At 46.8% G+C, this 12178-nt stretch carries 8 protein-coding genes and 9 tRNA genes; 4 read left to right on the top strand and 13 right to left on the bottom strand.

Going from position 1 to position 12178, the window contains the following annotated elements:
• The first annotated feature begins 168 nt into the window (after window positions 1-168).
• The gene (locus tag WCK19_RS06990; RefSeq protein WP_342396653.1) at window positions 169-3162 is read left to right on the top strand and encodes an alpha-galactosidase; all 2994 of its coding nucleotides are present in this window, start codon (window positions 169-171) and stop codon (window positions 3160-3162) included.
• A gap of 52 nt (window positions 3163-3214) precedes the next feature.
• Here the strand turns inward: WCK19_RS06990 and WCK19_RS06985 are convergent, their stop codons facing one another.
• Together WCK19_RS06985 and WCK19_RS06980 are read right to left on the bottom strand one after the other, a co-directional pair.
• Window positions 3215-4504: an NAD(P)/FAD-dependent oxidoreductase gene (locus WCK19_RS06985; RefSeq protein ID WP_342396652.1), complete on the bottom strand. Its 1290-nt coding sequence runs from the start codon at window positions 4502-4504 to the stop codon at window positions 3215-3217.
• Window positions 4505-4604: 100 nt separating this feature from the next.
• Window positions 4605-6350 (bottom strand): hypothetical protein, encoded by a 1746-nt coding sequence (locus WCK19_RS06980; RefSeq protein ID WP_342396651.1) that lies wholly within the window; start codon window positions 6348-6350, stop codon window positions 4605-4607.
• Window positions 6351-6681: 331 nt separating this feature from the next.
• Here WCK19_RS06980 and WCK19_RS06975 point away from each other — a divergent pair, with 331 nt between their 5' ends.
• Window positions 6682-6945 (top strand): helix-turn-helix domain-containing protein, encoded by a 264-nt coding sequence (locus WCK19_RS06975; RefSeq protein WP_342396650.1) that lies wholly within the window; start codon window positions 6682-6684, stop codon window positions 6943-6945.
• A 122-nt stretch (window positions 6946-7067) separates the two neighbouring features.
• Window positions 7068-7271 (top strand): hypothetical protein, encoded by a 204-nt coding sequence (locus WCK19_RS06970; protein ID WP_342396649.1) that lies wholly within the window; start codon window positions 7068-7070, stop codon window positions 7269-7271.
• A gap of 88 nt (window positions 7272-7359) precedes the next feature.
• On the opposite strand, the gene WCK19_RS06965 is transcribed toward WCK19_RS06970, so the two are convergent.
• The 10 genes from WCK19_RS06965 to WCK19_RS06920 form a co-directional block, all read right to left on the bottom strand.
• Complete coding sequence (locus WCK19_RS06965) at window positions 7360-8355, bottom strand: universal stress protein (RefSeq protein ID WP_342396648.1); 996 nt, start codon at window positions 8353-8355, stop codon at window positions 7360-7362.
• A 190-nt stretch (window positions 8356-8545) separates the two neighbouring features.
• Window positions 8546-8619: transfer RNA gene (locus WCK19_RS06960), tRNA-Glu, on the bottom strand.
• 13 nt (window positions 8620-8632) lie between these two features.
• Window positions 8633-8715: transfer RNA gene (locus WCK19_RS06955), tRNA-Leu, on the bottom strand.
• Between the two features lie 13 nt (window positions 8716-8728).
• Window positions 8729-8810: transfer RNA gene (locus WCK19_RS06950), tRNA-Leu, on the bottom strand.
• A gap of 17 nt (window positions 8811-8827) precedes the next feature.
• Window positions 8828-8904, bottom strand: a tRNA-Ile gene (locus WCK19_RS06945).
• A 29-nt stretch (window positions 8905-8933) separates the two neighbouring features.
• Window positions 8934-9005, bottom strand: a tRNA-Cys gene (locus tag WCK19_RS06940).
• Between the two features lie 34 nt (window positions 9006-9039).
• Window positions 9040-9112 (bottom strand) — tRNA-Trp (locus WCK19_RS06935).
• A 27-nt stretch (window positions 9113-9139) separates the two neighbouring features.
• Window positions 9140-9213: transfer RNA gene (locus WCK19_RS06930), tRNA-Val, on the bottom strand.
• A gap of 31 nt (window positions 9214-9244) precedes the next feature.
• Window positions 9245-9319 (bottom strand) — tRNA-Met (locus tag WCK19_RS06925).
• Between the two features lie 34 nt (window positions 9320-9353).
• Window positions 9354-9425, bottom strand: a tRNA-Met gene (locus WCK19_RS06920).
• 221 nt (window positions 9426-9646) lie between these two features.
• On the opposite strand from WCK19_RS06920, the gene WCK19_RS06915 reads away from it, so the two are divergent.
• Window positions 9647-10774, top strand: a complete 1128-nt coding sequence (locus WCK19_RS06915) for a glycosyltransferase (protein ID WP_342396647.1) — start codon at window positions 9647-9649, stop codon at window positions 10772-10774.
• 4 nt (window positions 10775-10778) lie between these two features.
• Here WCK19_RS06915 and WCK19_RS06910 read toward each other — a convergent pair whose 3' ends face one another.
• Window positions 10779-12176, bottom strand: coding sequence for a folylpolyglutamate synthase/dihydrofolate synthase family protein (locus WCK19_RS06910; RefSeq protein WP_342396646.1), 1398 nt, complete (start codon window positions 12174-12176; stop codon window positions 10779-10781).
• Window positions 12177-12178: the final 2 nt, after the last annotated feature.

The raw sequence follows: 12178 nt of genomic DNA, 5'->3' as shown, positions 1-12178 counted from the left end.
ACCCTATGACAAAAATAACCTCAATAAATACCTTGATAAGTCCCCTAAATTCTTGAATTGTCACTGATGTACTTGCGTTATCACTTATCTCTCTAATAATAGATAGTATGCTATTATATCGCATTAAATCTTGTTTTATGGCTTTTTCATTCGGAGAATGTTGAACAGTTGCAGATATTACGACTTAGAAAAATCTCAATTCTTGCGCTTACGCTGCTATGCCTTGTCGAGCTTGTCCAAGCCGGCGATGTAACCACCATATCCTATGCAAGTACCAGCAACGCTATTGGAAAATTTAGTAACCTCTGGTCACGTAATGATATGCCTGTTGCGGCAGGTCAAGCGGCGCGTAGCTGGCTGTGGGGAACGCAGCCCATTAAAGTTGATTTTGAACCTTATCTTGAAGCTCCGGGCGGTTCGCGACAGGTGGCTTACTGGGACAAGAGCCGGATGGAGATAAATAACCCCAATACCGACCCTACTAGCCCTTGGTATTTAACAAATGGCTTATTGGTGAAAGAACTGGTGAGCGGGCAAATACAAACTGGCGACAACCGCTATAGCGCTTCTTCTCCTGCTACTGCTCCGGTTGCAGGCGACCCGGCACAAGTTAATCCCGCTGCTCCTACCTACGCTACTTTTACCATTTTCGCTTCTTTAAATAACGACCATCGCGCTACCCAAAATATCGGCAACCCTGTAAATCAGTGGATAGATAATAGGGCAAATCTAAGGGTGGATAGCTTACTTGAAGGCTATAAGGTGGTCAATAGTTATTATGAGCCTTTGGTGGGGCATAACATCCCGGATGTATTTATTAATTATTTTAATTCGAGGGGCGTTGTTTATAAAGATGGCTATTATTCGTATGACCGACTTTTTGATTGGGTTTTCGCAGCCGGTTTGCCGATAACAGAGCCTTACTGGATTACAACAAAGATTGCAGGTAAAGAACAAAATGTATTGGTTCAGCTTTTTCAGCGGCGCGTCCTAACCTATAACCCGGCAAACTCTCCTGAATGGCGCGTTGAAATGGGCAATGTAGGGCAACATTATTATACGTGGCGGTATGGTTCGATGCCATCGGCTGCTATACAGGGTACGAAAACTGCCAGTTTTGTACGATTTGCTGATAACTGGCAAGGCGATAAATTGCTCGAAATCGGCAACGGCGCTATCCAACGTGAAGTGCTTTTTGGGAATGAAGGCGGAGCAATTTCAACCAGCCTTCAGAATCTTCTGACCGGGCAGGAATATTTATCCAGTTCGGGGGCTGAGTTCAGGATTACTCTATCACACGAACTAGCTGGTGAACCCGATAATAATGTTGTGCTGGACTCTGGCATGTTCAGAGCCACCGCTTTTGAATTACCGGTGCAAGGTATTACAGGAAGTGTGGCGCGAGTACAGTTAGAAGGCGAGTTTCAGGGAGCGTTCGTAAAGGTATGGCTCTATTATCAGGCTTTATCGGCTGAAAACTTTATCAGGAAATGGATTGAGGTTGCGCCTTTTGAAGCCCCTGATTGGGTTATTAAACAGGTCATTCTGGAAGATTGGCAAGCAATACCCACGCTTGAGCCGATTGCCCCTGCACAACGCTTTGCACAAACCTTTGGGTCAGCCGAACCGAACTACGATGCCTCGATAGTCAAAAAACAGGTAAACTTAGATTCATTGTCGGAGCGTTATTTTGTTGCAAACGAATCGAACGCTATTGCTGCTTTGCATAATCAAAAGGAAGGGTTGTATTTCTTTGATGAGTCGCTATTTGGAGATGAGCTTTTTACCAATAAAGGCAATCTGAAAATTGGGAACACCGATTTTGTAGAACCTGCTAAAGGTTTTAGAAGTGGCAGCAGTGTGCTTGGAGCGTGGCGCGGCAATCTTGAACTTGGGTTTAAACGCTACAACGAATATATCTATAATCAGTATGCGGTGGTCAAAGGCAAGCGTGACCCGGTTTGGTTTAGCACTTGGTATCCGTATGAGCAGGAAATAAATGAGAAGCTATTGCTAGATGTGATTGACCAGATGCAATTGGTAGGCTTTTACGATATGCTGCATATTGATGCGGGTTGGCAGTTAGGCGCACCGCTTCAGGTAAATCCCGAACGCTTCCCCAACGGACTAGACCCTATTGTAGCAAAGCTCAAGGCAAATAATAAAACACTTGGCTTGTGGATTAATCCTTTCAGTCGCAGCTATGAAGCACAGGAGGGCTATAACGAGTTTGCCGCACAACATCCAAAATGGGTGGATAAGCAAGACCCCAAACAACGGTTTTGCCCACTTTCAGGCGCAGGCGATTATATTCATGCTCGTATGCTAGAAATTGCCCGCAATTATCCGCTTGAGGAAATATATTGGGATGGTAGGGACTGGTATATTAGCGGTTGCCAGAGTAGCGAGAGTCGTTGGCGCACTCCTGACGAAGAGCATCATGAGATGATTAAATATTATGCTTCTCTCCTAAGCGAGCTAAGAACCATTCGCCCGGATTTGCGAGTTGCGTTATGGAGCGCCCCGGCGAATGTTCATTGGTTGAGCGTGGTTGATCAGGTGCAATTATCTGACCTCGATACACCTCCGATACTGGAAGGCGAACTAGCACGCCGCCAGCAAATATTTCAGGCAACCTATGAGTATCCCTATAGCTCTATCTGGGGCGATTGGTATGGCGTTAACTATCGCCGCACTTTGAATCAAGGGTTGGGGCAGCCTTTGAACATTCTGAAGTACGCAACGATTAGCGTTATTGGAAATGGGGCAACGCAAGCGGGAGGTTCGCTTGACCTTACAAAAGTACCCAAAGAATATCTGAGTTTTCTCAAGGAATTATTCAACTGGCGCAAGCAATTTGCCGAATATTTTACGGTTTATCAGCATGTGCTTAACTTCCCTGATGGCGTGAATATTGATGGAGCAGCGCATATTCTGAATGGGCGTGGTTTTATTATCCTGTTCAACCCTTCGCCAAATTCTGGTCAGGTTGATTTGCCGCTCTCAGAACCAAGCCTTGAACTAAATGCCGCTACTGCATATACCCTTAACGACTGGACAGAACTAACAGAGCCTATCCAGATGGGCAAGGTGAAACCCGGCGATACCTACAGGCTCACCATTCCCGGCTATGGCTATCGGATAATCGGGGTGAATCTCTAAAAGGAATCAAAAAACCCCTTTCCGATTAGTTGGGATAGGGGCTTTTGCTTTACTATAGCAGTTTGGCGATTTTCTCGCCAAGCTTGATACTGTAATTCTGTCCTCGGTCTTGCGGGTACACGTGCGCCATATTTGCCAAATATACATTGGGGATGGGCGTTTCGTGCGGTGGAAGCTTGGAATAATAGTCCATCGTTACAATTGGCTGAGCGTAAGGTCCGCCCCAAACCCAGAAACGGTTTATCCAACTTTCGTCAAAATCCGGGTTGATGCGTTTGATTGCCGGAATGAATTCCTTGACCATTTCCTCAGCGGTTTTTGAAAAATAGGGGTGCGTGTGCGGCAAGTAATTGCCCATATAAAGCAAGTGTTGCCCATCGTAGTCGGAAGTAGGCATAAAGTTGGTATGCTCCACCATCGCTAGGAAGGGATAGCCGGGGTCGGTGATACTCAACCAATAGGCGGGCATTACCGAGCGTTTGAGCGACAATACTACCACCTGCGCCCCGTAATGCTCCACCGAATTTGCCCCACCGTATTTTTCAATATAACTTTGCGGAAGGCTTGATTCCGCCATTTTGGTAAAGACGCGGGTCGGTACTGTAGTCACTACCTTATCGAATATATACTCTTGCCCACCTTCGGTAATACTCACTTTGCCATCTGGCTTGGGCTTGATGTCGCTGATGTTTGCGCCAAATCGCACTTGCCCACCGGCTTTTTTGACCGCTTTTTCTAACGCAACATAAAATTTATTGAACCCGCCCTGCATATAGCCTAGCGCAAAAGTGCGCTCATGGATACGACTCCACAGCCACGGCATGGCAATTTGGTCGTATTTGTCGCCGAACTTGTTGAGCAGTTGCGGCTTCCAAACCACCTCGTAGCTGTTTTTGCCCATCCATTTTTGCACCCAAGCATTGGCGGTAGTTTTTGCTAAACGCTGGTAGTTGCCTTCCAGCTTTAGATATAGCCCTACTACTCCCATACGAATCCGGTCAATGAAGGGGATGGGCTTCAGGCGCAAAATGCTGACTACCCCATCCAATCGGAAAATCTTGCCATCGCGCAAAATGGCAGAATTGGGCTTTTTCCAGACCATTTCTGAGGTTAGCCCAAGCTCATCAATCAGGCGAATAATGTCTTTGTCTGTACCGAAGATATGATGATAATATTTCTCAAGGTGTGAACCATCTTTGCCCTTTGCAGTAACGGGGAAACTAGCAGCAAGTCCGCCCGACTCTTGTCCTTTCTCGAAAATTACCACTTCATCGCCTGCTTGAGCGCGGCGCAACGCCACCGTCAAGCCTAACGCTCCTCCGCCAATAACCCCTAATTTCATCTTTCTTCCTTTTTGCATATCTGTATGTTGCTGCAAACCAAATTCCATTATAATTGCTTCGTAGCTCTGATTTCACGCGAAATGATACCATGTTTGCGCTTTACCCGCAGCGTTTGCTTTTATCTTTGTCCTTTGGTTCGTAGATAGTGGCGCGGTCTGGACAGGTCTGGTCGTAGTTTTCCAGAATCGCGCTTGCCAAGGCAGGTGATAAATAAATATCCTGCAATTGTCCACCTCCGCTCACTCGTTTCTGGATACTCTCTCGCAGGACAATAACCGAGAATTTGCGTTCCCTGACCATTTGCACCAATTGAGACTCATCCCAACGCCCGTAGAAAGTGGCATGGGTTTGGGTGAAGGTGTCGGTGGTAAAAATGCGCTTTCCGGTAGGCATTACCAACGAAACATCATCACTGTAGATTAATGCGCCTGTATCGTTAGTAATAAACTGCACTACCCGGCTATAGCCGTTAATCTGATCGGGTTGAGGGACACGATATTGCAAACTGAGCCATTCCGGGTCGCTGAAACGGTCGCGCAGAAATGTTAAGCTTGCGCGGGTGGGCGCAATTGTACCCAATACCGGGAAATCGGCAGGCTTGACCCGCCCTTCAGCCACAAACATTGCTTGCGCTTGCACTATCAGCAGCAAAAGCACCAGCGGGTAAAGCCAGCGATACGGTCGCTTTGAGGAGCTTTGCCACCATTCGCGCAGATGCGATAGACTCAAGCCGACTCCTAAGCTCATTGCGGCAGCAAATTCGAGCAAGTGATTATGGTTGCCTCCATACGTTCCCGCCGACAGTGTGACCAACAGTGCAGCAGCAGCATAGCCCAATAGCAAAGTAGCAGGGTTTTGCGCCAGCGTTGGAAAAGGATTGCGGCGTTTGAGCAAACGAGGCAACATCTCAATCAAATAGAGCGCGGCAAAGAAAAGCGCAATGACTAGATATATCTGGTAGTTTAGGGCAAAAGCAGAAGCGAATTTCCAATAATTACTGAAACTCCACGGCAATTCGTGTACCGTGACAATGTGCCACCAGAACCCGCCGTTGCTCAGTAGATTTATTATCAGCATCGGCGCGAAACCTAGCAGCAGATATACCGCCAGAAACTTGAGCGCGGCGAGAGGTTTCTTAATTAATGCAAAGCACAGCACTGTAACGGCGGCAGCAAAGGCGGTTTGTTTGGTTTGTAGCGACAAGGCAGCCGCCAGCGCGGACAAATAAAGCCAACCCTCTGTACCTAGAAAGCGAAAAGCTCTTTGCCCAAGCCCCCATTTTGTCGCAAACCAGATTGCCAGCAAGTTAAAAAATACTGCCGTAATATCCGGCTTGACTGCCCCGCCCCAGAAAGCCGCCAGCCCCAAACTGCCCCAACTTGTCGCCGCTATAACCGCACTGCTAAACGAAGGCTTTTGACGGGTTTTGCCATATATATGCACCAACTTGAAAATCAGCAGGGCGATACCGAGCATAGCGGCAAACGAAATAAGCCTACCCGGTTTGAAACTGCCGGGCATTACTTCCAGAAAGGGCAAATTCAGCCAATAATAGAGCGGTGTATAGGGCGCGGAAATAAAAATGTCGCGAGAGGGCGGAGCAAATATATCTGCGCCTTTCGCCAGCATCCCGACTTCCGCCACAATCATTCCCTCCGACTCGTCCACTTGAAATGGATAATTGAAAATTTGCCACATAATGTTGAGAGAGAAAATTATTTTAGCAAGTAGCAACCCGCAGAGTAGCAAAAATAAGGCTAAAACCAGCCATTCTGAGGCGGTAACGGGCAGTTTCAGCCCTGAGTTTAGCGAAGGCTTTTCAAAATTCTTGCGGGTTATTTGCATAGCGCAATTTTAGCAGAAACCGACGCTCGTACCAAATTTGTGGTTCTCTCGCAATTCTAACCACTTAAACTTTCGACAAGAGCGAAGGGGCAGCTTCAGTATAAAATAAGTCGTTCCGAATCCAGGACGGTTGCAAGTATAAATACTGACTATGCAACAGCCCTGGCTTTAGGGCTGTTATTATTGACAAATATCTATAGGTTTGCTAAAATAATTTTAGACGTTCTAATTTATTTAAATGGTAAAATGTTGTTAAATGTCAGAAATTAATCAAACAAAATATACTCCCGAACCTGAGTTCGTCATTTCCGATTTAGAAACCTTGAAAGTCATGGCAGATCCTATGCGTCAGAGCATTATGGAAAAGGTATGTGATATGCCGATTAATGCCAAGCAAATTTCAGCACATCTAAATATCCCCGTGACCAAGCTTTATTACCACCTCAATATGATGGAGGAATATGGACTAATAAAGGTGGTAGGTACTCGTTTAGTATCGGGCATCCTTGAAAAGCAATATCAATCCAGCGCATACACCTTTCTCATCAACCGTTCTCTTTTCGATTTCTCTAAAGGCAGATCCAAACAGGCATAGTCTGTTATTACATGCGAGGAAATTAAAAAACAGCCTAGTTATATTTGCATGCCCCCATACCCTCGAGTTTTCAAAATACACCTGTTTTAAACAAAGAGGTTTAATCAAATGGGAGGTTTCAAATGATTCCGCTAAATCCCGATATTGTAAAGGCTGAAGCAGATTATAGGTGTAGTGCTTATCGCAACGAAGCAGAAAATATGCGCCAATGCCAAATGGCACAAGACAGCAGAACTAAAAGGGAAGCTAAAATTAATCCAGTGCGAAAAATAGTGGGAAAATTACTAACGCGCTGGAGTAAGCAACGAGCCGATAATAATCAATAAAGGTGCCACCCTCAATAATTAATAAGTGGTCTGACAAGTTAATACCAGACCACTTGGCTTTTTATAACGCAATAAAAGCGTATACCGCTTAAATAGTGCCTACCAATTTGTCAGCTTCTTCTACCTTATTGGATTTAACGTGAGGATAAGTATGTACCAACATTACGGGCAAGTGCGTTTTCCGAACAACTTCATCCGCAACACTACCCATCAAGAACTGACCAAATCTACCGCGAGCGTGAGTTGCCATCATTATAAGTGAAGCATGGCAATTATTGGCATAGTTTATAATCTCATAAGCGGGATTGCCGACAAATACAACCGAGCGGCATTTTACGCCCTGCTCTTCTATCTTCAGTTGCAACTTGTTGAGATAAACAAGCCCTGCATTTTGGCGTTCTTCCAAGTCTTTATCTAAATCGTAGCTATAAGACGAAATAGGCACACCATATTCCACCGGTATAATTGGATTAATCACCTGCACAAGCTGGATTTCGGCGCCCGTTTCTTCCGCAAAATGAATAGCAGTGGGCAATACTGCTTCCGATTCATGCGTACCATCCAATGTCACAACCAGATGCTTGATGCCATCTTGAACGCTGGAAGGCTCTAGCATCAATTCGCTAATAAGCTCGGAAGTATCCACCGAATCAGGGCGAATTAACACCATCGGAACATTGCAATTTCTCAGTACGCGGTTTGCCATACTCCCTACTACCACTCGTGCCAGTCCAGTTCGTCCGTGTGTAGTCATAACCACCAAATCGGCTTTCTCACGAGCAATCAAATCTATTAGGTCTTTTTCATGCTCACCGTAAACTGCCAACGCTTCTACTCGCCCGGAGTTAGCGTATAAATCCAGCGCGGAATCGCAAATATTCTGCTTAATATCATCAAGGTATTCTTCGGCGGTTTTTACAGCCAAAAGCTCATGCTCAGAGGTATCGGTGGTAAAAGCTGGAAGTTCGGCAACCCGTAACAATACCAGTTGCGCTTTATAAATGTTGGCTAATTTAATAGCACAGGGTAAGGCTTTTTCCGCCAGCGGTGAACCATCCAGAGGTACCAGAATTTTAGCAAACATGAGAACCCTCCTTATGTACCTTACTAACAGACTTCATTGTCATATAATACTCTGTTACAAGTTTAACAAAGTTTAGTGAATAAATCGGTCAATAAAGATATACATACGGTTAAGGTGGTTGGAGGGTGAAAATTTTAAGAGGAAAAGGGAAGAAAAAAAAACCTCCCAGTGGGGGAGGTTCTAAATTTAGTAGCGCATACGGGATTCGAACCCGTGGTCTCATCCTTGAGAGGGATGCGTCCTAGGCCGCTAGACGAATGCGCCAGATTGGAAAGGATGCGCAAGGAGGGATTTGAACCCTCACGCCCGTACGGGCACTACACCCTGAATGTAGCGCGTCTGCCGTTCCGCCACTTGCGCAGGGGAATTATGATGCGGAAGGAGGGATTTGAACCCTCACGCCTTACGGCGCAGCCCCCTCAAGACTGTGTGTCTGCCAATTCCACCACTTCCGCAGTTGGGCTTTTTAATATGGTGGGCGCAACTGGTCTCGAACCAGTGACCTCATTCTTATCAGGAATGTGCTCTAACCAACTGAGCTATGCGCCCAAATAAATAAGCCCGATATTTAATTGTGAAGGTGACGGGCGGATTCGAACCGCCGGATAAAGGTTTTGCAGACCTCTGCCTTACCACTTGGCTACGTCACCCCTGTACTCTTTAGACTGAGGGTTTCGTGTTAGGCAGGGGCGAGAGGATTCGAACCCCCGACCGGCCGTTTTGGAGACGGCTGCTCTACCAGCTGAGCTACACCCCTACGTTCAAACCAATAATTCGCACAAAGTGGGCGATACTGGTCTCGAACCAGTGACCTCAGCGATGTCAACGCTGCGCTCTAACCAACTGAGCTAATCGCCCTTGTAAGACATAAAAGCAACAACAGTATTTATGGTTGCGGGGGCAGGATTCGAACCTACGACCTTTGGGTTATGAGCCCAACGAGCTGCCACTGCTCCACCCCGCGCCGGTATTGTTGCCACTTGCCTATTTTTTGTTAATGGCGAGGGAGAGATTTGAACTCTCGACCAAGGGCTTATGAGTCCCCTGCTCTACCACTGAGCTACCTCGCCGCATCGCGGAGCCACGATTGCTTTGCGGTTTTGATCGCTCGCTTTTGCACCGGGCATTGCTCAATTGCAGGTGCTATTATATCAGCCCAATTTAAGCTTGTCAACAAACTTGACCGTTCATTGTTTCAGGTTTAGAATGCGCTATAGTCGGGTTGTCTCTGCAACTGGCTATTCATTACTTATATCAAATGAAACCTGATTTATCCTGCAAACGGATTTAAATGAAACTTGTAATACAGATTCCTTGCTTTAACGAAGAAGAGCAACTACCTGTCACTCTTTCTACCATACCGAAGCATATCGAGGGAATTGATTCTATTGAGTTGCTCATTATTGATGATGGTTCTACCGACCGCACAGTCGAGGTAGCACGCCAATGGGCAATTGCTAATAATTTCCCCTTGCAAATCGCCCACCATACCCGTAATCGGGGGCTTGCCGTCGCCTTCCAGACGGGCTTGAATACCGCACTGGCGATGGGCGCGGATATTATTGTTAATACTGATGCCGATAACCAATATCCCTCCGAATCAATTCCAGACCTGATTCGCCCTATCCAGCTAAAGCAATTGGATTTGGTTATAGCAGATCGCCAAACTCAGAGCATCGAGCATTTTTCGCCCATCAAGAAATTTTTGCAAAAAGTAGGCAGTTATACCGTCAGCATTTTTAGCGGCTCAAAAGTTACCGATGCGGTGAGTGGCTTTCGTGCTATGAGCCGTGAAACTGCCCTAACTTTAAACGTTATTACCAATTACACCTATACTGTTGAGACTATTTTCCAAGCCAGCAAGCGCAATCTGGCTATCGGCAGCATCCCCATTTTTACCAACCCCAAAACTAGAGATTCAAGGCTGGTTAAAAGCGTTTGGGGCTATGTCAAACGCATGGGCGCAACTATGGTGCGAATTTACGCCATGCACGAACCGCTCAAAGCCTTTTTCTACTTCAGCATACCTTTCTTTCTGGTTGGCGGTTTTTATATCTTCCGCTTTCTCATTTTATCAATAATCGAACGCAACATCGGGGCGCGTTTTATCCAGTCGGTCATACTTGGCGGAGTGAGCGTAATGCTAGGGGTAGTGCTGATAATGATTGGCTTGCTGGCAGACCTCATCAGCCGCAATCGCCGCTTGATAGAAGATTCGCTGTTCAGGGTCAAGCGCATTGAACTCGATATGATAAAACAACGAGAGCGAGAGGAAGATTTACTGGCAGAAATTAAGGCGCTAAGAACAGACTTAAAAGTCGAACCCTCCTCGCCAAACTCGCTTAAAAGTGGAAGTCACCACCATCTGACTCAGGTTGAAGAAATAATAATCGAAGATGTGGTTCCGGGAAAGAGTTGAGCCACTAATCAGGTGAACCATCGCTTTCCAACGCCAACCCATAATATTCTCGCGCTTCCGCTGCCACAAACAGCGACCCGGCAACACAAATCAGGTCGTTCTTTCCGGCGATTTTATGCGCTTCCTCAAGCGCGGTTGCTATGTTTTGTACCAATTCCGGTTGTTGTGGCGTATCACTGAAACCCCTGTCTCTTAGCATAGTAGGCGCAGCCGCGCGTGGATGCCGTGAGCGGGTCAGGATAAAGCTCACCGGAGCAGTGGCGTGGCGCAATTCCCGAAAAACTCCTTCTATATCCTTGTCAGAGGAACTACCGACTACAAATACCAGCTTTTCAAAGTTGAAAGCGCTTGCCAACGCCTCCCTTAAACGCGCCGCGCTTTCGGCATTATGCGCCCCATCTGCTATGACTAGAGGCTTATCGGGCGTATCTTGTAGAACTTCAAGACGCGCCTCCCACCGAGCTTTCTCAAATCCGGCTTTTATCGCGCCTGTATTAATCGACAATCCCTTGTGGCTTTGAGCTTGTAACAATAATGCGCCAAATGCCAGAGCAGCGTTGGCGTATTGATGCGCCCCCCTTAGTAACAAGCTCACCTCTATTTGAGCATTCCAAGCGGGCGCAGAAATAATAATAGGCTGTACAGGCTTTATTCTTTCTCTAGTTATGTCAACTGAATCAGTAGCTTTGAACGTGAAATCTTCGCCTACCCGATACAGCTTTGCGCCTCGTTCGCGGCTGATACTCTCGATTACTGCCATTGCTTCGGGCGGTTGTTGTGCGCTGATTACTAATCCCCCCGACTTGATGATACCCGCTTTCTCAGCCGCAATTTTAGCAAGGGTATCGCCCAACACTTCGACATGGTCGTAGGAAATTGAGCTAATCACCGAAACCAGCGGCGTAACCACATTCACCGCATCCAGCCTACCTCCCAAACCCACTTCCAAAATCGCTATATCTACTCCCGAATCCGCGAAATGCTGCAAGGCAAGCGCAGTGCCAAGCTCGTAGGTAGTAATCCGCCCAATGCGTGCGTCCGCCTCCAACGTTTGCTCCACATAAGGCTTGAGACGTTCTACCAGCGCCACCACTTCCTCGCAGCTGATTAACGCGCCATCTACCCGGATTCGCTCGCGGTAAGTGTGCAAGTGCGGTTGGCTATACAGTCCTACCCGGTAGCCTGCCTCTTGCAGAGCCGAAGCGCACAATACCGCCGTTGAACCCTTCCCTTTGGTTCCGGCAATCATAATAGAAGGATAACTGGCTTGGGGGTTACCCAGCAATTCAAAAAGTAAGGCAATCCGTTCAAGGTTATAAGCGGCGGAATTAGCGGCAGGCATTCCGCTTTTCTCGTAATTGATGAAGCTATAAAGATAATCCAGAGCTTGCTGGTAGTTCACGT

It is taken from the genome of Candidatus Chlorohelix sp. (assembly GCF_037138995.1).
Lineage (GTDB): Bacteria > Chloroflexota > Chloroflexia > Chloroheliales > Chloroheliaceae > Chlorohelix.
This window is presented reverse-complemented; position numbering and strand designations above follow the sequence as displayed.